The following is a 20,177-nucleotide window of genomic DNA, read 5'->3' as shown; positions in this document are numbered from 1 at the left end:
AGGTCGCTCATGGTCCGCGACACCGCGGCGACGCGTCTCACCCTCGGCGCGCTGCTGGTGGGGGCGTTCGCCCTCGCCAGCATCGACGCTCAGGCCGGAGACGGGTCGTCGCCGCTGCACCCCGTGCGCAGCGCCGCCGCGACGGTGCTGAGCCCGCTGCAGTCTGCCGCGACGACCGTGACCAACCCCGTCGTCCGTATCGCGGGCGCCTTCGGCGGGGCGAACGCCGACGCGCGCCGCATCGAGGAGCTCTCGGCGCAGAACGTCGCGCTCCAGGCGCAGCTTCGCGACGCCCTCGCCCGGGGCACGTACACCGACCGGTCCGAAGCACTCGCCGACATCGCCGCCGCGACCGGCACAAACCTGACGACGGGTCACGTCATCGCCCTCAACGCGATCGACGGCTACTCCTGGACGGTCGTGATCGACCGCGGCCGCGCGCACGGCGTGGTCGTGGACTCCGCCGTGCTCAACGCGTCCGGGCTCGCCGGCCGGGTCCTGTCCGTCACCGAGAAGACCGCCACGGTGCTCCTGCTCGCCGACCCGATCCTCACCGTCGGGGTGCGGGTGACGGACACCGGCCAGGTCGGTTCGCTCGACGGGACCGGCGGCGACCTGCTGCGGCTGAAGCTCTTCAACCCCAACGCGCGCCTCGCCGTCGGCCAGGACGTGCGGACGTTCGGCTCGCCCGGCGGCGCGCCGTACCCCGCGGGCATCCCGATCGGCGAGATCGTCGACATCCAGGGCGCCGGCGGCCCCGCCCCGGTGGCGTTCGTCCGCCCCTACGGCGAACTCTCCGCCCTCGACGTGGTCGGCGTCGTGACTGGCCCTCAGGAGACTGCCCCTCAGGAGAAGCGGTGAGCCCGGCCACCGCCCACGCGCTCCGGCTGACCGGCCTCGCCCTGCTGGGGCTGCTCGCCGCGCTGACGCAGGTCTCGCTGATCGCCCGGCTCGACTGGCCGGGCGCGGGGCAGCCCCAGCTCGCCGCTCTCGTGGTGCTGGCCGTCGCCCTGCGCTCCGGCCCGCGGGCCGGGGGAGTCGCCGGCTTCGGCGTCGGTCTGCTGCTCGACCTGCTCCCGCCCGCCGACCACCCGGCGGGCCAGTGGGCGTTCGTGCTCTGCCTGCTCGGCGCGCTCGTCGGGTTCCTCGCCACGGACGTCGCCGAGTCGGCGCTGCTCGGCATCGCCGTCGGGGGAGTCGCCGCCGCGCTGGCGCCACTGCTGTTCACGCTGCTCGGTCAGCTGCTGGGTGACCCGCGGGCCGGGGTTCTGCACGCGCTCGCGACGCTGCCGTCGGTCGCGCTCTCGACCCTGCTGCTCGCGCTGGTCGTCCTGCCGCTGAGCCGGCGGCGCCGGCCGCAGCCGATCCCGGCCGAGATGCCGCTGGCCCGCGTGCCGCTGGGGGTCCGGTGAGCGAGGGCGTGGCGCGCACCGGGCGTCGCGTCCGGGTGCTGCAGGGAATCGGGCTGTCACTGATGGTCCTGCTCGGGGGCCGGCTGGCGTACCTGCAGTCGGTCGACTCCGACGCGTACGCCGCGGCGGCCGACGCCAACACGATCCGCGAGGTCGTGACGCCGGCGCCGCGCGGCTTGATCCTCGACGTCGCCGGCCGTCCGTTGGTCCAGAACCGGACGCAGCTGCAGATCACCGTCGACCGCACGAACCTGTCACGGCAGCCGGACCGGGGGGCCGCCGTCCTCGACCGGCTCGGCCGCGTCCTCGGCGTGAGTGCCGACGACCTGCGCGCGCAGATCCGTCCCTGCGGGGCCGGTGTGACCGCGCCCTGCTGGAACGGCTCGCCGTACCAGCCCGTCCCCGTGGCCGTCGACGTCGACTCCCGGGTCGCGATGCAGGTCCTCGAGTTCCGCGAGCGGTTCCCCGGCGTCGACGCCGTCTCGGTGAGCGTGCGCAACTATCCGCAGGAGGGCAAGGCGAAGCTCGCCCACGTCCTCGGGTACCTGCAGCCGGCCGACGAGAAGGACGTCGCCGCGCAGAAGGAGGCCGGGCTGCGCGACCCGCGGCTCGGCGTCGCGAACCTCGTCGGGCGCGCGGGCCTGGAGAAGCAGTACGACGCCCTGCTGCGCGGCGCCCCGGGCGTGACGCGGGTGACGGTGGATCACCTGGGCCACGTGCTGCAGACCGTCGAGGCGGCCGCGCCCCGGCCCGGCAACAACCTGCTGACCGCGATCGACGCCAAGGTCCAGGCGATCGCCGAGCGTGCGCTGGCCGAGGGCATCGAACGGGCCCGCAACGTGCCGGACTACCGCGGGCGGAGGTACGCGGCGGACTCCGGCGCGATCGTCGTCCTCGACTCGACGAACGGCGCCGTCGTCGCGATGGCGGGCGCGCCGACGTTCAACCTGTCCGACTGGGTCGGCGGCATCGACGCCAAGACCTACGCGAAGCTGGTGTCGGACCAGGCCGGCACCCCGCTGCTCGCGCGGCCCTACGCCGCGGCCGACCCGCCCGGCTCGCTGTTCAAGGTGATCTCGACGGCCGCGGCGGCGAAGGCCGGCTACGACCTCGACGCGACCTATCCGTGCCCGAGCTCGTACACGGTCGGGAACCAGACGTTCAAGAACTACGAGTCGCACGCGTACGGGAACATCACCCTGGCCCGCGCGCTCGAGGTCTCCTGCGACACGGTCTTCTACAAGATCGCGCACGAGATGTGGCAGCGGGACGGCGCCGAGAACCCCGTCGCCGACCCCGCCGACCCGATGCAGCGCATGGCGGAGATCTTCGGCCTCGGCCGCCCGACGGGCATCGACCTGCCGGGCGAGATCGGCGGCCGGATCGCCTCGCGCGAGTTCAAGCAGTCGTACTGGGAGCAGACCCGCGAGGCGACCTGCGGGCGGGCCGAGGCCGCGAACGCCGACCGCGCCGCCGTCTACGGCGACGACGCCGCGCGCGCCACCTTCCTGCACCAGCTCGACCGGGAGAACTGCATCGACGGCGCCAAGTGGCGCGCCGGCGACGCGGTGAACTTCTCGATCGGCCAGGGCGACACGATGACCACGCCGCTGCAGATGGCGCGCGTGTACGCCGCCATCGCGAACGGCGGGACGCTGTGGCGGCCGCGCGTCGCCCAGGCCGAGCTCACGCCGGACGGGGACGTCGTCCGCCGGTTCGCCCCGGTCTCCGACGGCAAGGTCGACGTCTCGCCGAAGGTCCTCAAGTACCTGCTCGCGGCGTTGGAGGGCACGTCGCGCAGCGGCACCGCGGCCGGGGTCTTCGCCGGCTGGCCGCTGGTCGAGATGCCCGTCGGCGCGAAGACCGGCACGGCCGAGCGCTTCGGCGAGGACCCGACCTCCTGGTTCGTCGGGTTCGCCGGGCCCGAGGGCGACCGGTCCCGCTACGTCGCGGTCATGACGGTCTCTCAGGGCGGCACCGGGTCGGGGACCTCCGGGCCGGGCGTCCGGTCCGTCCTGTCCGCGATGCTCGGCGTCGATCGCGCGGCCGTCTGGCCGAACGGGCTCCCGCCCGCCCTTCCGGGCCGGGTCGAGGAGCAGGACGGGGGCGAGTGATGGCGCTGCTGATCCCGCACGCACGCGGAACCCGGCCGCCCGGGCGGCCGGCGCCCGAACGCCGGTCCGGGCACGACCTCGTCCTCGCCGCCGCGGTGCTCGCGCTCTGCGTCGCGGGTTCGGTGCTCGTGTACTCCGCGACCCGTCCGCGTCTGCAGGCCGCCGGTGACGACCCGACGTCCTCGGTCGTGCGGCACCTGGTCTCGATCGTGCTCGGGCTCGGCCTCGCGGCCGCGATCGCCCTCGGCGACTACCGCCGCCTGCGGATGTACGCCCCGCTGGTGTACCTGCTGGCGATCGCCGGCCTCGCGCTGCTGCTCACGCCCTTCGGGGCGACCGTCAACGGCTCGCACTCGTGGCTGAACATCGCCGGCATCTCGATCCAGCCGGTGGAGTTCGCGAAGGTCGCGCTCTGTCTCGGGCTCGCGCTGGTGCTCGCCGAACGCCGCGAGGGCGCCGGCACCGGCTTCACCCACCTCGAGGTCTTCCTCGCCTGCGGCCTTGCCGCGGTGCCGATCGCGCTCGTCGCGCTGCAGCCCGACCTCGGCTCGATCATGGTGCTGGTCGCGATCCTCGCCGGCGTGCTCGTCGTCGCGGCTGTCCCGGCGCGGTGGATCGTCGGTCTCGCGATCACCGCGGTGATCGGCGCCGTCGTCGTCGTGCAGGCGAACCTGCTCAGCGAGTACCAGGTCGCGCGCTTCGCCGCGTTCGCCAATCCGAACCTCGACCCGAGCGGCGTCGGCTACAACGCCAACCAGGCGCGGATCGCGATCGGCTCCGGCGGCCTGACGGGCACCGGGCTGTTCCAGGGCACGCAGACCGGTGGCAAGTTCGTGCCGGAGCAGCACACCGACTTCATCTTCACGGTCGCGGGCGAGGAGACCGGCCTGATCGGCGCCGGCGCCATCGTCCTGCTCTTCGCACTCGTCGTCTGGCGCGGCTGCCTGATCGCCCGCCGCGCCCCCGACCTGTTCGGGACCCTGGTCGCCGCTGCGGTCGTCTGCTGGTTCGGCTTCCAGGCGTTCGAGAACATCGGGATGACGCTCGGCCTGATGCCGATCACCGGCCTGCCGCTGCCGTTCCTGTCCTACGGCGGCACCGCCATGCTCGCGAACCTCGCCGCGGTCGGCCTGCTGCTCAACATCTCCGCCAACTCCTCCGCCACCGCTCGCCTCGCCTACCCCACGGGGTGAGGGAGGGAGACGTAGGTGGGGCCGTCGCCGAGGCGCTTGCGCATCACCTCGACGGCGTCGGCGCTCGCGTCGATGCAGACGAACCGGCGGCCGAGGGCCTGGGCCACGGCGCCGAGGGTGCCGGACCCGGCGAAGAAGTCCGCGACGCGGTCTCCGGGGCGCGAGGAGGCCGCGACGATCCGGCGCAGGATGCCCTCGGGCTTCTGCGTCGGGTAACCGGTCTTCTCCTTGCCGGTGGGGGAGACGATCGTGTGCCACCAGACGTCGGTCGGCAGCTTGCCCCGCGCGGCCTTCTCCGGCGTCACCAGGCCGGGGGCCATGTAGGGCTCGCGGTCCACCTCGGCGGAGTCGAAGTGGTAGCGGTCGGGATCCTTGACGTAGACGAGGATCGTGTCGTGCTTGGCCGGCCACTTCTTCGTGGTGCGGGCCCCGTAGTCGTAGGCCCAGATGATCTCGTTGAGGAAGCACTCCCGGCCGAAGAGCGCGTCGAGCGCGACCTTCGCGTAGTGGACCTCGCGGTAGTCCAGGTGCAGGTACAGCGTCCCGTCGTCGGTGAGCAGACGCCAGGCGTGCTCGAGCCGCGGGAACAGGAACGACCAGTAGTCGGCGAACGTGTCGTCGTAGGCCATCAGCCCGGTGACGATCTGCTCGTACGTGTGGCCGCCGAACCCGATGCGCTTCCCCTCGGCCGACCGCACCGTCCGCAGCCGCTCCCGCCGCTGCGACCGGCCGGTGTTGAACGGCGGGTCGAGGTAGATCGTCGTGAACGCCCCGTCGGGGATTCGCGGCAGCACGTCCAGGTTGTCCGCGTGCACCACGAGATCGCGGCTCGCGTCACCCCAGTCCACGAGCGCAGACGCTATCCCGCTCTCTCCGGACGTCCGAGGATGTGGCTGCTATCGCGACCACATCTTCGGACGCAAGGTCAGGGGAGGGCGGCGCGGCGCCGGGACAGGTGCGCGTGCTCGACGGCGTTGTCGGTGAGGGCGAGGGCGCGGTCGAAGGCGTCGGCGGCCTCGGCCGGCCGCTCGGCGCGGACGAGCAGTTCCGCGCGGGCGACCCAGTAGGGCTGGTAGGTCGTGAGGTCGAGGCGTTCGACCTCGGCGAGAGCGACGACGGGCCCGTCGAGTTCGGCGAGCGCGACCGCCCGGTTCAGGGCGACGACGGGCGTGGGGGCGATCGCCAGCAGCTGGTCGTAGAGCGCGAGGACCTGTCGCCAGTCGGTGGGGGAGCCGTCGACGGAGTCGGCGTGCACGGCGTTGATCGCGGCCTGGATCTGGTACGGCCCGGGGGCGTCGCGGCGCAGGCACGCGCGCACGAGTGACTGACCCTCAGCGATCAGGTCACGACGCCAGCGCGAGCGGTCCTGGTCGGCGAGCAGTACCAGTGATCCGTCGGGCGCGGTGCGGGCCGGACGCCGCGACTCCAGCAGCAGCAACAACGCGAGCAGTCCGACCGCCTCGGGCTCGTCGGGCATCAGCTCGACGACGAGCCGCGCGAGCCGCACGGCCTCGTCGCACAACTCGACGCGGTGCAGCGTCGGTCCGCTCGGGGCGGAGTGGCCGGCGTTGTAGATCAGGTAGATCACCGCGAGCACGCCGGCGAGGCGCTCGGGCAGGTCGGCGTCGCGCGGGACCCGGTACGGGATGTTCGCGTCCGAGATCTTCTTCTTGGCCCGGACGATCCGCTGCGCCAGCGTGGGTTCGGGGACGAGGAACGCACGCGCGACGTCGGGCGTCTCCAACCCGCCGAGCAGACGGAGCGTCAGGGCGACGCGAGCATCGGGCGCGAGCGCCGGGTGGCAGCAGGTGAACAGCATCCGCAGGCGGTCGTCGCGCACCGGTCCCACCTCCTCGGCCGTGCGGAACAGGTCGTCCTCGCCCTGCAGCAGGAGCGCCTCGGCGTGCCGGGCCTCCCGCGTCGACTCGCGGCGCAGCCGGTCGATGGCGCGGCGGCGCGCGGTGGTGGTGATCCACCCGCCCGGGTTGGGCGGGAGGTCGTGCGGGTCCCACTGCGCGACCGCGACGGTGAACGCGTCGGCCACCGCGTCCTCGGCGAGCGAGATGTCGCCGAGGACGCGGGTGAGCGTCGAGACGCAGCGGCCGTACTCGGTGCGGAAGACCTCGGCGATCGGGTCTCGGCTCACGCCTCGGGCTCGGGCTGGAACGGCCGGACCTCGATCGGGTTGCGGCACGCCACCGAGGCCTCCGCCGCGAGCGCCAGCGCAGCGTCGAGGTCGGCCAGCTCGAGGATCCAGAAGCCGCCGAGCATCTCCTTTGTCTCGACGTACGGGCCGTCGGTGGTCGTGACCTTGCCGTCGACGTTGTTCACGACGGTCGCCGTCTCGGGCGGGCACAGGCCGCCGCCGAAGACCCAGTGCCCGGCCTCGGTGACCTTCTTGTTGAAGGCATCGACGTCGGCGAACATCTGCTCCATCACGTCGGGCTCCGGCATCTCGCTCCAGTCGTGGATGACGGAGAACAGGTACTGCGTCATGGCGAGCTCCTCTGGGTGTGCGGGCCGACCTCGTGGCCGGCTCTCACTCTGTCCACGAACGGCCGACGGCGAAATCGACAAGGGGTGTCACCCCCAGGTTGTGACGTGAGTCACAGCGCTCGAGAGCCCCTACCCTGGACCCATGTCCGTCGAGTCGATCTTCCCCCGCCTGGAGGCACTGCTGCCCCGGGTGCAGAAGCCGATCCAGTACATCGGCGGTGAGCTCAACTCCACGGTCAAGGACTGGGACGCCGCGCAGGTCCGCTGGTGCCTGATGTATCCGGACGCCTACGAGGTCGGGCTCCCGAACCAGGGCGTCCAGATCCTCTACGAGGTGCTCAACGAGAAGGAGGGCGTCCTCGCCGAGCGCACCTACGCGGTGTGGCCCGACCTCGAGGCGCTCATGCGCGAGCACGGCGTCCCGCAGTTCACCGTCGACGCCCACCGCCCCGTCGGCGCGTTCGACCTGTTCGGGGTCAGTTTCTCCACCGAGCTCGGGTACACGAACCTGCTCAACGCCCTCGACCTCGCCGGCATCCCGATCTCCGCCCGCGACCGCGACGAGACCCACCCGGTCGTGATCGCCGGCGGGCACGCCGCGTTCAACCCGGAGCCGATCGCGGACTTCCTCGACGCCGCCGTCCTCGGCGACGGCGAGGAGGTCGTCGGGGCCATCACCGAGGTCGTGCGCGAGTGGAAGGGCGAGGGCTCGCCCGGCGGCCGTGAGGAGCTGCTGCTGCGCCTCGCCGTCTCCGGCGGCGTCTACGTCCCGCGGTTCTACGACGTCACCTACGGTCCCGACGGCGCGATCGCCAGCGTCGAGCCGAACCACCCGGACGTCCCGCGCCGGGTCCGCAAGCACACGGTCTCGGACCTGGACTCCTGGCCGTATCCGCGCAAGCTGCTGGTCCCGCTGGCCGAGACCGTGCACGAGCGGTTCAGCGTCGAGATCTTCCGCGGCTGCACGCGCGGCTGCCGGTTCTGCCAGGCGGGCATGATCACGCGCCCGGTCCGGGAGCGGTCGATCACGACGATCGGCGAGATGGTCCAGGCGGGCCTGGAGAATACCGGCTTCGAGGAGGTCGGGCTGCTCTCGCTCTCCAGCGCCGACCACTCCGAGATCGGTGAGGTCGCCAAGGGCCTGGCCGACCGGTACGAGGCGGACAAGATCTCGCTCTCGCTGCCGAGCACCCGCGTCGACGCGTTCAACGTGACGCTGGCCGAGGAGCTGACGCGCAACGGCCGCCGCTCCGGTCTGACGTTCGCCCCCGAGGGCGGGTCCGAGCGCATGCGCAAGGTGATCAACAAGATGGTCACCGAGGAGGATCTGATCCGCACCGTCACCACCGCGTACGCGCACGGCTGGCGGCAGGTGAAGCTCTACTTCATGTGCGGGCTCCCCACGGAGACCGACGAGGACGTCCTGCAGATCGCCGAGCTCGCGAAGAAGGTCATCCAGGCCGGGCGCGACGCCTCCAACTCGCGGGACATCCGCTGCACGGTCTCGATCGGTGGGTTCGTGCCGAAGCCGCACACGCCGTTCCAGTGGGCGGCCCAGCTCGATGCCGAGACCACCGACGCGCGGTTGAAGAAGCTGCGCGACACCGTCCGGGAGGACAAGCGGTACGGCCGGGCGATCGGCTTCCGGTACCACGACGGCAAGCCCGGCATCGTCGAAGGCCTGCTCTCCCGCGGCGACCGCCGCGTCGGCGCGGTCATCGAGGGCGTGTGGCGAGACGGCGGCCGCTTCGACGGCTGGAGCGAGCACTTCTCCTACGACCGCTGGATGCGCTGCGCCGAGACGGCGCTGGCCGGCACTGGCGTCGACGTCGCCTGGTACACGACCCGCGAGCGCGACCTCGACGAGATCCTGCCCTGGGATCACCTGGACTCCGGCCTCGACAAGGACTGGCTCTGGGACGACTGGCAGGAGGCCCTGGCCGCGGCCGCGGACCCGGACTCCGCCGCCGACGTCGAGGACTGCCGGTGGACTCCGTGCTTCGACTGCGGCGTCTGCAACACGCTCGGGACGGCGATCGAGGTCGGGCCCACCGGCCGGACCTTGCTGCCGCTGTCCGTCGTCGGGTCGGGTGCCGTGCAGGCGGGCGCCTGAGTGGCGCGCACGCCCGAGGGGCCGCCGCCCCCGCCCACCGTCCAGCGGCTGCGCATCCGTTACGCCAAACGGGGACGCCTGCGCTTCACCAGCCACCGCGACTTCGCGCGCGCGTTCGAGCGGGCGCTGCGCCGCGCCCGGGTGCCGATGGCGTACTCGGCCGGCTTCACCCCGCACCCCAAGGTCTCCTACGCCAACGCCGCGCCGACCGGGGTCGCCAGCGAGGCCGAGTACCTGGAGATCGGCCTCGCGGAGGTCCGCGACCCGGCGCAGCTGCAGGCCGAACTGAACGCCGCCCTGCCCGACGGCCTGGACATCCTGCAGGTCGTCGCGGCCCCGCCGGGCGCGCTGGCCGACCTGCTCCAGGCCTCCCGGTGGGCCATCGAGCTGCCCGGCGTGACCGAGGTCGAGGCCGAGAAGGCGCTCGCCGCGTTCCTCGCGGCCGACGTCGTCGAGGTGACCCGCACCACCAAGAACGGCCCCCGCACCTTCGACGCCCGGGCGGCGGTCGTGGCCGCGACCGTGCGCGTCGCCGAGCGGCGCGACGGGACGGACGGCGACCCCTGTGCGATACTCGAGGTGGTCGTACGGCAAGTCACACCCGCTGTTCGACCCGATGACGTCCTCGCGGGACTCGCCCGAGTTGCCGACCTGCGGCCGCTGCAGTCACCCAGGGTGACGAGGCTGGCGCAGGGCCTGCTCGGTGCTGATTCCGCCGAGGTGCACGACCCGCTGGCCCCTGCACCACCCGGCTGATCGTCACGCCGTCGGAATCACCAGGTTTTGTTCGACCCGCCCGTCCGGACGCTGCCGCCACACCGGCGCGACGGACCAACCCAGACTTAGGTCGCTGCGCGACGCACCTACGCCGACCAGCGCAGGCGCGCCCGGTGACCGGAAACAGAGACAACCGGATGCTCGAGAACGAGCCGACCGGCACCGTCGACACCGACGCCGCCGCTCAGGACAGCACCACCACCACCGACACCGCTCCCGCGCCCCGGCGCCGTCGAGCCGCCGCCCGCCCCGCCGGGCCGCCGGTGGCGGAGACCGCCCCGGAGGCCCCGGAGAGCGCCGCCGAGCCGGTCGCGGAGGAGAAGCCCAAGACCCGCCGGACCCGCAAGAAGGCCGTCGCCGCCGAGCCGGCCCCGGAGCCGACCGCCGAGGCCCCTGCCGAGGGCGCCGCCGAAACCGACGCTGCGGAGACCGTCGAGCCCGTCGCCGAGGAGAAGCCCAAGACCCGCCGGACCCGCAAGAAGGCCGTCGCCGCCGAGCCCGCTCCCGAGCCCGTCGCCGCGGCCGTCGAGGAGCCTGAGGCTGAGCCTGAGGCTGAGCCTGAGGCTGAGCCTGAGGTCGAGGTCGAGGCTGAGGTCGAGGCTGAGGCAACTGCCGACACCGAGTCCACCGACGAAGACGCCGCCGCGCCGGTCCCGCCGACGATGCTGCTGTTCCAGGCGCCCGACCCCGAGGTCGTGCCGCCGCCGCGGCGGCGGTCCCGCCGCACGGCGAGCGCCGCCGACGAGGCGCTCGACGCGGTCGTCGAGAACGTCGAGGACCTGATCGGCGAGGGTCTTTCGATCGACCCGGACGCCGTCGAGGAGGCGCTCGCCGACGCGGGTGCCGACGACGATGACGACGACACCGGCCCGACCCGCCGCCGGCGCCGCCGGGGTGGCCGGGGGCGCCGCGGTCGTGGGGGCCGCGCGGGTGAGGCGTCCGACGCGAACGGCGAGGACGACGCCGACACCGACTCCACCGACGACGAGCGGGCCGAGGACGAGTCCGCCGCCGGGGACGGCGAGGACAACGGCGACGACACCGCCGAGGGCACCTCGCGACGCCGCCGGCGCCGGCGCCGCCGCGGGGACGGCGAGGGCGGGTCCGACGACTCCGAGCCGACCGTCACCCGAACCCGAACCCGCGAGCGGTCGCGGGGGAGCAGCTCCTCCGGTTCCGCCGACGACGAGGTCACCTCGGTCCGCGGCTCCACGCGCCTCGAGGCCAAGAAGCAGCGCCGCCGCGAGGGTCGCGAGGCCGGCCGCCGCCGCGTGCCGATCGTCACCGAGGCCGAGTTCCTGGCCCGGCGCGAGTCGGTCGAGCGCGTCATGGTCGTCCGGCAGGGCAAGGAGCGCACGCAGATCGCGGTGCTGGAGGACGGCGTCCTCGTCGAGCACTACGTGAACAAGCGCGAATCGTCCTCGCTGATGGGCGACGTGTTCCTGGGCCGGGTGCAGAACGTCCTGCCCTCGATGGAGGCGGCGTTCGTCGACATCGGCAAGGGCCGCAACGCCGTCCTGTACGCGGGCGAGGTCAACTTCGAGGGCCTGGAGGGTCAGCCCAAGCGGATCGAGCACGCGCTCAAGTCCGGCCAGTCGGTGCTCGTGCAGGTCACCAAGGACCCGGTCGGGCACAAGGGCGCGCGCCTGACGAGCCAGATCTCGCTGCCCGGCCGCTACCTGGTCTACGTGCCCGAGGGGTCGATGACCGGCATCAGCCGCAAGCTCCCCGACACCGAGCGGGCGCGGCTGAAGGCCATCCTGAAGAAGGTCGTCCCCGAGGACGCGGGCGTCATCATCCGCACCGCGGCGGAGGGCGCCTCCGAGGCCGAGCTCGCGGCGGACGTCGCGCGGCTGGCCAAGCAGTGGGAGGCCATCCAGAAGAAGGCGAAGTCCGCGTCCGCGCCCGCGCTGCTGCACGGCGAGCCCGACCTGACGATCCGCGTCGTCCGCGACATCTTCAACTCGGACTTCACCTCGCTGGTCGTGGCCGGCGACGCCGCCTGGACCGAGGTCTCGGAGTACGTCGACAGCGCCGCGCCCGACCTGCGCGACCGCGTCTCGCAGTGGACCAACGAGCAGGACGTCTTCGCCGCGCACCGCATCGACGAGCAGATTCTCAAGGCCCTCGACCGGAAGGTCTGGCTGCCCTCGGGCGGCTCGCTGGTCATCGACCGGACCGAGGCCATGACGGTCGTCGACGTCAACACCGGCAAGTTCACCGGTCAGGGCGGCAACCTCGAGGAGACCGTCACCCGCAACAACCTGGAGGCGGCGGAGGAGATCGTCCGCCAGCTCCGGCTGCGGGACATCGGCGGGATCATCGTCGTCGACTTCATCGACATGGTGCTGGAGTCGAACCGCGAGCTCGTCCTGCGCCGCCTCGTCGAGTGCCTCGGCCGGGACCGCACCAAGCACCAGGTCGCCGAGGTCACCTCCCTCGGCCTGGTCCAGATGACCCGCAAGAAGATTGGGCAGGGCCTGCTCGAAGCGTTCTCGCACAGCTGTGAGCACTGCAACGGCCGCGGCATCGTCGTGCGCACCGAGCAGCCCGACCGCGCCGCGGCGGTCCCGAAGCCCGGTCCGCCGGCTCAGCGCGGTCCTGCCGACGCGGACGCCCCGGCGGCCTCGGGCCGCTCCCGCCGCCGCCGTGGCGGCCGGGGTCGCAGCGACGCCGACGCGGCCGCCCCGGGCGAGTCGACCGAGCTTCCCGACGAGGCCCTCGCCCTCGAGGCGGAGTCCGAGGCGGACGCAGCTGTCGAGGACACCCCCGCGCTGACCAGCACGGACGTCGACGAGCAGGCCGCCGCGGAGGGCGCCGAGGGAGCCGCCGAGCAGGCCGAGGAGACCGGCCCGAGCACCGTGACCGCCTCGCCGGACGACCCGGACGCGGCGGCCCCGGAGGAGCCGGAGGCGAAGCCCGCGCGGCGCCGTCGCCGGGCGTCCTCGCCGGTGAAGGCCCCGGAACCGGTGACCGCGTGAACCTCGGCGGAAACCTCGGCGGACGCCTCGGTTTGAGGCGAGGTCTCCGGCTCAGGTAGCCTGACCCGTCGGCGCCGCGCGTCATGGTTTCGCGCGCGCCCAACGAGCAGTTCCACAGCAGTTCGCAGTTGTCGTGTATCGATCCACAGAGAGTGAGCCCGCGGTGTACGCGATCGTCCGCGCCGGCGGCCGTCAGGAGAAGGTCGCCACCGGCGACGTCGTCGAGCTCGACCGCGTCAGCGGTGAGCCCGGTTCCACGCTGGAGCTTCCGGCCGTGCTGGTGGTGGACGGTTCGACCGTCACCAGCGACGCCGCCGCTCTGGCGAAGGTGAAGGTCACCGCCGAGGTGGTCGCCCACACCAAGGGCCCGAAGATCGAGATCCTGCACTACAAGAACAAGTCGGGGCACCGCGTCCGCCAGGGTCACCGCTCGAAGCTGACCCAGGTGAAGGTCACCGGCATCACCACCGGGAAGTAGGGGCACGCGTCATGGCACACAAGAAGGGCGCGTCGTCCACGCGCAACGGTCGCGACTCCAACGCGCAACGCCTCGGCGTGAAGCGGTTCGGTGGTCAGGTCGTCAACGCCGGCGAGATTCTCGTCCGCCAGCGCGGCACCCACTTCCACCCGGGGCTGAACGTCGGCCGTGGCGGTGACGACACCCTGTTCGCGCTCGCCGCGGGCGCCGTGCAGTTCGGCACGCGGCGCGGGCGCAAGGTCGTCAACATCGTTCCGGCGGAGTAACCGCCACCGCATTCTTCGTTCCGAGGGTGGCCCGCGCGCTGCGGTCCACCCTCGTCGCGTGTCTGGAGAGAGTTCGTGACCACCTTCGTCGACCGCGTGGTGCTGCACGTGGCTGCCGGCGACGGCGGGGACGGCTGCGCCTCCATCCATCGTGAGAAGTTCAAACCGCTCGGCGGCCCCGACGGCGGCAACGGCGGGCGCGGCGGCGACGTCGTGCTGGTCGTCGACCCGGGCGTGACGACGCTGCTCGACTACCACCACTCGCCGCACCGCAACGCCGGCTCCGGCAAGGCCGGGCAGGGGAGCAACCGCAGCGGCGCGGACGGCGCCGACATCGAGCTGCGCGTCCCCGACGGCACCGCCGTGACCACCACCGACGGGCAGTTCGTCACCGACCTGCTCGGCCCCGGCACCCGCTTCGTGCTCGCCCGGGGCGGCCGCGGCGGCCTCGGGAACGCCGCGCTCGCCTCGACCCGCCGCAAGGCGCCCGGCTTCGCGCTGCTCGGCGAGCCGGGGGAGTCGCTCTCGGTCGTGCTGGAGCTGAAGTCGGTCGCCGACGTCGCGCTCGTCGGGTACCCGAGCGCGGGCAAGTCGTCGCTGATCGCCGCGATGTCGGCGGCGCGGCCGAAGATCGCCGACTACCCGTTCACCACGCTCGTGCCGAACCTCGGCGTCGTGCAGGCCGGCGACGTGCGGTTCACGATCGCGGACGTGCCCGGCCTGATCCCCGGGGCGTCGCAGGGCAAGGGCCTCGGCCTGGAGTTCCTGCGCCACGTCGAGCGGTGCTCGGTGCTCGTCCACGTGCTCGACTGCGCGACGCTGGAGCCCGGCCGCGACCCGATCTCCGACCTCGACGTCATCGAGTCCGAGCTGGCCTCCTACGGCGGCCTGGAGGACCGGCCGCGGATCGTCGCGCTGAACAAGGTCGACATCCCCGAGGGCCGTGACCTCGCCGAGCTCGTGCGCCCCGACCTGGAGGCCCGCGGCCTGCGGGTGCTGGAGGTCTCCGCGGTCAGCCACGACGGCCTGCGGGCGCTCGGCTTCGCGCTCGCGGAACTCGTCACCGCCGCCCGGGCCGCCGCGCCCGCCCCCGAGCCGGAGCGGATCGTCCTGCGCCCCGCCGCGGTCGGGGAGAGCGGTTTCACGGTCACCAAGGAGCAGACCGACGAGGGCGTGGCCTACGTCGTCCGGGGCGAGAAGCCCCGGCGCTGGGTGCGGCAGACGGACTTCTCCAACCCCGAGGCCGTCGGTTACCTCGCCGACCGGCTCGCCCGCCTCGGCATCGAGGAGCAGCTGTTCAAGCTCGGCGCGCAGGAGGGCGACACGGTCATCATCGCCGGCCGCATCTCGCCCGCGGCGCCGGACGGACTCGGCGACGACGCCGTCGTCTTCGACTGGGAACCGACGATCGCCGCGGGAGCCGAGCTGCTCCACGGGCGTCGGGGGACGGACCTGCGCCTGGAGGGGCGGTGACGCCGGCCCGCGCCGGAGGCCGGCGCGGGGACGTCCTCGCCGCCCGCCGGGTCGTCGTCAAGGTCGGGTCGTCCTCGTTGACGACCGCCCGGGGCGGGATCGACTACGAACGCGTCGACGCCCTCGTGGACGTGATCGCCGCGCGGCGCAAGGTCGGGGTAGACGTCGTGCTCGTCTCGTCCGGCGCCATCGCCGCGGGGCTCGCGCCGCTGTCGCTGAGGACGCGTCCGAAGGACCTCGCCACCCAGCAGGCCGCGGCCAGCGTCGGGCAGGGACTGCTCGTCGCCCGGTACGCACAATCCTTTGCCCGCTACGATCTGACGGTCGGTCAGGTGCTGCTGACCGCCGAGGACATGATCCGGCGCGCGCACCACCGCAACGCCCAGCGGACCCTGTACCGACTGCTGGAGATGCGGGCCGTCCCAATCGTCAACGAGAACGACACGGTCGCGACGCACGAGATCCGCTTCGGCGACAACGACCGGCTCGCGGCGCTCGTGGCGCACCTGGTCCACGCGGACCTGCTCGTGCTGCTCTCCGACGTCGACGGGCTCTACGACGGCGACCCCCGCAAGCCGGGCGCGACGCTGATCTCCGAGGTGCGGGGCCCGCACGACCTCGACGGCGTCGTCCTCGGCCGGGCCGGGTCCGCCGGCGTCGGAACCGGGGGGATGGGAACCAAGGTCGACGCGGCGCGCATCGCGACCACGGCCGGCATCCCGGTCGTCCTCGCCGGCGCTGCGTACGCCGACGCGGCGCTGTCGGGGGAGTCGGTCGGGACCCACTTCACGAGGACGGGGCGTCGGGCCGCCACGCGGCTGCTCTGGCTCGCCCACGCGACCACCCCGCGCGGGTCGCTCACGCTGGACGCCGGAGCGGTGAAAGCCGTGGTCGGAGGCCGGAAGTCGCTCCTGCCGGCGGGCGTGACGGGGGTCGCCGGGACGTTCGTCGCCGGAGATCCCGTGGACCTTCTGGACGAAAACGGTCACGCGGTGGCCCGCGGGCTGGTCAACTTTGATGCGGCAGAGATTCCGGGACTGCTCGGGCGTTCCACCCGGGACCTCGCCGCGGAACTGGGACCGGCGTACGAACGCGAGATCGTCCATCGGGACGACCTGGTGCTCTTACGCCACTCTCCGTAACTGACCGGAATCGAAAGGCCACCGTGGACGATCCCTCAGGTGTATTCCGCGGACGGTTGCGCGCCGTCGACGGCAACGGTGGTGACGGTGAGCGACTGTGGCACGTCACCGTCACGGTTGCCGGGCCCGCGGTCTGCCCGGACGAGGTCCGCGCCGGGCTGGAGCGGCTCGGGCTCGACCACCCGTTCCTGATGTCGGGGCGCTACGCCGCCGACCGGGCCGAGGTCCGGTACTGGGAGGAGGCCCCCGACGTCCACGACGCCCTGGCCATGGCGCTGCGCCTGTGGGGGGAGCACCGCATCACCGCGGGCCTCCCGGCCTGGTCGATCGTCGGTCTCGAGGTCGTCGACCGGGAGACCTACCGCCGCCGCGGCCACACCGCGCCCCTGGTCAGCCCCGGCGTCCGCCCCTTCTGACCGCCCCCGGCCCCCCGCCCCGTCAAGAAAGGGTGACACCCTTTTTTGACAGGGCGGCTGACCTGCGGAAATCGCGGTGCGAGGCGCGGGTGGACGCGAACTAGACTCGCAGCCATGAGCGACGAGACCGCTGTCCTCGACACCGCCCGCCGGGCCCGCGTGGCCGCGACCGACCTCGCGGTGGCCTCCCGGGCCACCAAGGACGCCGCGCTGCACGCGATGGCCGACGCTCTGCTCGCCGCGGCGCCGCAGATCCTGGAGGCCAACGCCGCCGACTGCGCGCGCGCCGAGGCCGGGGGCACCCCGCCGGCGATCATCGACCGGCTGCGGCTCGACGACGGGCGCGTCCAGGGGATGGCCCAGGGTCTGCGTGACGTCGCCGGGCTGCCCGACCCGGTCGGCGAGGTCGTCCGTGGCTCGACACTGCCGAACGGTCTGGAGCTGCGGCAGGTCCGCGTCCCGTTCGGGGTCGTCGGGATCATCTACGAGGCCCGCCCGAACGTGACCGCCGACGGAGCCGGCCTGGCGCTGAAGTCCGGCAACGCGGTGCTGCTGCGGGGCTCGTCCTCCGCGAAGGCGTCCAACACCGCGATCGTGGCCGCGCTGCGCGACGGGATCGTGTCCGTGGGCCTGCCCGCCGACGCCGTTCAGCTCGTCCCCGGCGACACCCACGACGCCGTCAAGCACCTGATGCGGGCGCGCGGCCTGGTCGACGTGCTGATCCCGCGCGGCGGGGCGGCGCTGATCAAGTCGGTCGTCGAGGAGTCGACGGTGCCGGTGATCGAGACCGGCGTCGGCAACTGCCACGTCTACGTCGACGCGGACGCCGACCTCGACGTCGCCGAGAAGATCCTCGTCAACGCCAAGGCGCACCGCCCGAGCGTCTGCAACGCCGCCGAGACGGTGCTCGTCCACGCCGACGTCGCCGAGGCCTTCGTGCCCCGCGCCGTGGCGGCGCTGGGCAAGGTCGGCGTCACGGTCCACGGCGACGCCGATGTCGCGCGCCTCGCCCGCGCGGAGGTGGTTCCCGCGACCGCCGAGGACTGGGACACCGAATACCTCAGCCTCGACATCGCGGCCGCCGTCGTGCCCTCGCTCGAGGACGCGATCACCCACATCCGCGAACACGGCTCCGGCCACACCGAGGCGATCGTGACCCGCAGCCAGGGCGCCGCCCGCCGCTTCGTCGCGGCCGTCGACGCCGCCGCCGTCGTCGTCAACGCCTCGACCCGGTTCACCGACGGCGGGGAGTTCGGCTTCGGCGCCGAGATCGGCATCTCCACCCAGAAGCTCCACGCCCGCGGCCCCATGGGCCTCCCCGAGCTGACCAGCACCAAGTACGTCGTCACCGGCGACGGCCACATCCGCGGCTGACCGGACCCCTGCGGGATGACGTCCCGCAGCGGTGGGGTGTCGGCCCTTGTGTGGGCCGACACGGGAGGTCTGCGGGACGTCATCCCGCGAGGAGCTGGGCCTCGATCTCGGCCGGGAGGCCGTGGACGGGACGGTCGGGGCGCTGGGACGGCCGGCCGTCGGACCGGAGCCAGGCCCAGGTGTCGGCGACGGTGTCCCGGACCGGGCGGCAGACCAGGCCGGTCGCGGCGGCCAGGAAGGTGTCGGACTCCAGGAACCCGGCGAACTCGCCGGTCTCCGGGACCCAGCAGGGCAGATGGGTCCACGGTTGCGCGCCGGCGGCGGCGAGGCGGTCTTCGTCGACCCAGACCAGCCGGGCGGCGGAACCGGTCACGTCCACGCAGGCCTGCAGCAGGTCGGCGGTCGTCGCGTGCCCGGAGCGGCTGACGACGTCCACGGGGCCCGCGAGATCGCCCGCGACGCCGTCCAGCAGCCAACGGGCCAGATCACGGGCGTCGACGTACTGCAGGGGTCGGTCGGGCCGTCCCGGGGCCACCACGGGGCCGCCGCGGGCGATCCGGTCCAGCCACCAGGGCAGGCGGCCGATGTCCTCGTGCGGGCCCAGGATCAGCCCCGCACGGGCCAGGACGGCGTCCGGGAAGGACTCCAGCAGGGCGAGCTCGGCCCCGCGCTTGATCGCGGCGTAGTCGCCGTCGGCGGCGGTCGGGTCGCCCTCGACCACCGGCGAGGACTCGTTTGCGTGCGTGCCCCACACGTACACCGACAGCGACGAGACGTACCCGAGCCGCCCCACGCGGCCCCGGAGCAGGCGCGCGGACAGCCGGGCCACGGCCGGCGCCCCCGCCCAGGTGTCGACGACGGCGTCCCAGGTCTGTCCGCCCAGGGCTTCCGCGAGGGCAGCCGCATCGGTCCGGTCCGCAATCCGGACACGGACCCCGGCGGGCAGGGCACCGGTCAGCCCCCGGTGCACCGCGGTGACGTCCCAGCCCCGCGTCAGCGCGTCGTCCACGAGCGCGCGCCCGACGAACCGCGTCCCGCCGAGCACCAGGAGTCGCATGCCGCCCACTCTGCCAAGAACGGGACGTGAAATGCTGCGTCCTGACGCCTGACCGCAGTAGTGAGCCGCACAATCCAGGAGAGCCGACGCCGTGATCGTGCAGACCGTGACCAACATCGTGGTTGCCGCCGAGGCCGAGCACGCCGAGCGCACCCAGCACGAGCCCTACCTGGTCGGGGTCTCGGTGTTCGTCGTGCTCATCCTGATGCTGCTCGGCACGCTGTCCTTCAACCGCCACAAGTGACACCCGCCCGGCGGTGACCCCTGGTGCGGACGCTGCCGTGAGCGCGCCGGGACCTCGCCTCGGGGTGATGGGCGGCACCTTCGACCCGATCCACCACGGGCACCTCGTGGCCGCCGCGGCGGTGGCGGACTCCTTCGGCCTCGACGAGGTCGTCTTCGTGCCCACCGGGCAGCCGTGGCAGAAGGAGGGGCGCGAGGTCGCGCCCGCCGAGGACCGCTATCTGATGACCGTGATCGCGACCGCCTCGAACCCGCGTTTCTCGGTCAGCCGCGTCGACATCGACCGGCCGGGCCGGACGTACACGATCGACACGCTGCGCCACCTGCGCAACGCCTACGGCCCGGGCACCGAGCTGTACTTCATCACCGGCGCGGACGCGCTCTCGGAGATCCTCACCTGGCGCGACCCCGCGACGCTGTTCGAGCTCGCTCACTTCGTCGGCTGCACGCGGCCGGGGCACACACTCGCCGACCCGGGCCTGCCCGGCGCGCGGGTGAGCCTGGTCGAGATCCCCGCACTCGCGATCTCCTCGACGGACTGCCGCGCCCGCGTCGCCACAAACCGGTCCATCCAGTACCTCGTCCCCGACGGCGTCATGCAGTACATCGCCAAGCGCCGCCTCTACCGGTCGTGAGTCGATC

19 protein-coding genes are annotated in these 20,177 nt (G+C 73.1%); 15 read left to right on the top strand and 4 right to left on the bottom strand.

Annotation, left to right across the window (positions count from 1 at the left end):
* Positions 1 to 9: 9 nt before the first annotated feature.
* Genes mreC through rodA form a run of 4 tightly spaced genes read left to right on the top strand, consistent with a single transcriptional unit; the run spans position 10 to position 4,719 of the window.
* Entirely contained in the window at positions 10 to 861 is an 852-nt protein-coding gene (mreC, locus tag SPOPO_RS0125250; protein WP_019877989.1) for a rod shape-determining protein MreC, read from the top strand.
* Entirely contained in the window at positions 858 to 1,412 is a 555-nt protein-coding gene (gene mreD / locus SPOPO_RS31595) for a rod shape-determining protein MreD (RefSeq protein WP_019877988.1), read from the top strand. Before mreC ends, mreD begins: the two co-directional genes overlap by 4 nt.
* Complete coding sequence (gene mrdA, locus SPOPO_RS31590) at positions 1,409 to 3,526, top strand: penicillin-binding protein 2 (RefSeq protein WP_019877987.1); 2,118 nt, start codon at positions 1,409 to 1,411, stop codon at positions 3,524 to 3,526. The genes mreD and mrdA overlap by 4 nt, the downstream gene beginning before the upstream one ends.
* Positions 3,526 to 4,719, top strand: coding sequence for a rod shape-determining protein RodA (gene rodA, locus SPOPO_RS0125235; protein ID WP_019877986.1), 1,194 nt, complete (start codon positions 3,526 to 3,528; stop codon positions 4,717 to 4,719). The genes mrdA and rodA overlap by 1 nt, the downstream gene beginning before the upstream one ends.
* Here the strand turns inward: rodA and SPOPO_RS0125230 are convergent.
* The 3 genes from SPOPO_RS0125230 to SPOPO_RS0125220 all read right to left on the bottom strand — a co-directional run bounded on the left by SPOPO_RS0125230 (position 4,704) and on the right by SPOPO_RS0125220 (position 7,173).
* Positions 4,704 to 5,567, bottom strand: coding sequence for a DNA-methyltransferase (locus SPOPO_RS0125230; protein ID WP_019877985.1), 864 nt, complete (start codon positions 5,565 to 5,567; stop codon positions 4,704 to 4,706). The two genes, rodA and SPOPO_RS0125230, sit on opposite strands and share 16 nt — an antisense overlap.
* 77 nt (positions 5,568 to 5,644) lie before the next feature.
* Positions 5,645 to 6,865 carry an RNA polymerase sigma factor gene (locus tag SPOPO_RS0125225; protein WP_019877984.1) on the bottom strand — a complete coding sequence of 407 codons (1,221 nt, stop codon included), beginning with the start codon at positions 6,863 to 6,865 and terminating at the stop codon, positions 5,645 to 5,647.
* A complete protein-coding gene (locus tag SPOPO_RS0125220; protein WP_425424164.1) occupies positions 6,862 to 7,173 on the bottom strand; it encodes a YciI family protein in 312 nt (103 codons plus the stop codon). Before SPOPO_RS0125220 ends, SPOPO_RS0125225 begins: the two co-directional genes overlap by 4 nt.
* A 184-nt stretch (positions 7,174 to 7,357) precedes the next feature.
* On the opposite strand from SPOPO_RS0125220, the gene SPOPO_RS0125215 reads away from it, so the two are divergent.
* The 9 genes from SPOPO_RS0125215 to SPOPO_RS0125175 all read left to right on the top strand — a co-directional run bounded on the left by SPOPO_RS0125215 (position 7,358) and on the right by SPOPO_RS0125175 (position 18,235).
* Positions 7,358 to 9,328: a TIGR03960 family B12-binding radical SAM protein gene (locus tag SPOPO_RS0125215; RefSeq protein ID WP_019877981.1), complete on the top strand. Its 1,971-nt coding sequence runs from the start codon at positions 7,358 to 7,360 to the stop codon at positions 9,326 to 9,328.
* A complete protein-coding gene (locus SPOPO_RS0125210; RefSeq protein ID WP_019877980.1) occupies positions 9,329 to 10,084 on the top strand; it encodes a TIGR03936 family radical SAM-associated protein in 756 nt (251 codons plus the stop codon).
* Between the two features lie 158 nt (positions 10,085 to 10,242).
* Entirely contained in the window at positions 10,243 to 13,086 is a 2,844-nt protein-coding gene (locus SPOPO_RS0125205) for an Rne/Rng family ribonuclease (RefSeq protein ID WP_019877979.1), read from the top strand.
* A gap of 163 nt (positions 13,087 to 13,249) precedes the next feature.
* Positions 13,250 to 13,564, top strand: a complete 315-nt coding sequence (gene rplU / locus SPOPO_RS0125200; RefSeq protein WP_019877978.1) for a 50S ribosomal protein L21 — start codon at positions 13,250 to 13,252, stop codon at positions 13,562 to 13,564.
* Between the two features lie 11 nt (positions 13,565 to 13,575).
* On the top strand, positions 13,576 to 13,830 hold the full coding sequence (gene rpmA / locus SPOPO_RS0125195; RefSeq protein WP_019877977.1) for a 50S ribosomal protein L27: 255 nt from the start codon (positions 13,576 to 13,578) through the stop codon (positions 13,828 to 13,830).
* 75 nt (positions 13,831 to 13,905) lie between these two features.
* Positions 13,906 to 15,303, top strand: coding sequence for a GTPase ObgE (obgE, locus tag SPOPO_RS0125190; protein WP_019877975.1), 1,398 nt, complete (start codon positions 13,906 to 13,908; stop codon positions 15,301 to 15,303).
* The gene (proB, locus tag SPOPO_RS0125185) at positions 15,300 to 16,445 is read left to right on the top strand and encodes a glutamate 5-kinase (protein ID WP_019877973.1); all 1,146 of its coding nucleotides are present in this window, start codon (positions 15,300 to 15,302) and stop codon (positions 16,443 to 16,445) included. Before obgE ends, proB begins: the two co-directional genes overlap by 4 nt.
* A 23-nt stretch (positions 16,446 to 16,468) precedes the next feature.
* The gene (locus SPOPO_RS0125180; protein WP_211210961.1) at positions 16,469 to 16,861 is read left to right on the top strand and encodes a hypothetical protein; all 393 of its coding nucleotides are present in this window, start codon (positions 16,469 to 16,471) and stop codon (positions 16,859 to 16,861) included.
* 114 nt (positions 16,862 to 16,975) lie between these two features.
* Positions 16,976 to 18,235: a glutamate-5-semialdehyde dehydrogenase gene (locus tag SPOPO_RS0125175; protein WP_019877970.1), complete on the top strand. Its 1,260-nt coding sequence runs from the start codon at positions 16,976 to 16,978 to the stop codon at positions 18,233 to 18,235.
* A gap of 79 nt (positions 18,236 to 18,314) precedes the next feature.
* Here the strand turns inward: SPOPO_RS0125175 and SPOPO_RS0125170 are convergent, their stop codons facing one another.
* The gene (locus SPOPO_RS0125170; protein ID WP_033387364.1) at positions 18,315 to 19,292 is read right to left on the bottom strand and encodes an NAD-dependent epimerase/dehydratase family protein; all 978 of its coding nucleotides are present in this window, start codon (positions 19,290 to 19,292) and stop codon (positions 18,315 to 18,317) included.
* Positions 19,293 to 19,383: 91 nt separating this feature from the next.
* Here SPOPO_RS0125170 and SPOPO_RS34600 point away from each other — a divergent pair, with 91 nt between their 5' ends.
* Positions 19,384 to 19,536 (top strand): hypothetical protein, encoded by a 153-nt coding sequence (locus SPOPO_RS34600; RefSeq protein WP_019877968.1) that lies wholly within the window; start codon positions 19,384 to 19,386, stop codon positions 19,534 to 19,536.
* A gap of 67 nt (positions 19,537 to 19,603) precedes the next feature.
* Complete coding sequence (gene nadD / locus SPOPO_RS0125160) at positions 19,604 to 20,170, top strand: nicotinate-nucleotide adenylyltransferase (RefSeq protein ID WP_019877967.1); 567 nt, start codon at positions 19,604 to 19,606, stop codon at positions 20,168 to 20,170.
* The last annotated feature ends 7 nt before the right edge of the window (positions 20,171 to 20,177 follow it).

This window comes from Sporichthya polymorpha DSM 43042 (genome assembly GCF_000384115.1).
Classification (GTDB): domain Bacteria; phylum Actinomycetota; class Actinomycetes; order Sporichthyales; family Sporichthyaceae; genus Sporichthya; species Sporichthya polymorpha.
The sequence above is the reverse complement of the archived record's forward strand: the minus strand, read 5'-3'. Positions and strand labels throughout refer to the sequence as shown.

Coding starts and splice junctions, on each gene's coding strand:
- mreC (WP_019877989.1), top strand. CDS start 10: ATGGTCCGCGACACCGCGGCGACGCGTCTCACCCTCGGCGCGCTGCTG.
- rodA (WP_019877986.1), top strand. CDS start 3,526: ATGGCGCTGCTGATCCCGCACGCACGCGGAACCCGGCCGCCCGGGCGG.
- SPOPO_RS0125220 (WP_425424164.1), bottom strand. CDS start 7,173: ATGCCGGAGCCCGACGTGATGGAGCAGATGTTCGCCGACGTCGATGCC.
- SPOPO_RS0125215 (WP_019877981.1), top strand. CDS start 7,358: ATGTCCGTCGAGTCGATCTTCCCCCGCCTGGAGGCACTGCTGCCCCGG.
- SPOPO_RS0125205 (WP_019877979.1), top strand. CDS start 10,243: ATGCTCGAGAACGAGCCGACCGGCACCGTCGACACCGACGCCGCCGCT.
- rpmA (WP_019877977.1), top strand. CDS start 13,576: ATGGCACACAAGAAGGGCGCGTCGTCCACGCGCAACGGTCGCGACTCC.
- SPOPO_RS0125175 (WP_019877970.1), top strand. CDS start 16,976: ATGAGCGACGAGACCGCTGTCCTCGACACCGCCCGCCGGGCCCGCGTG.
- SPOPO_RS0125170 (WP_033387364.1), bottom strand. CDS start 19,292: ATGCGACTCCTGGTGCTCGGCGGGACGCGGTTCGTCGGGCGCGCGCTC.
- nadD (WP_019877967.1), top strand. CDS start 19,604: ATGGGCGGCACCTTCGACCCGATCCACCACGGGCACCTCGTGGCCGCC.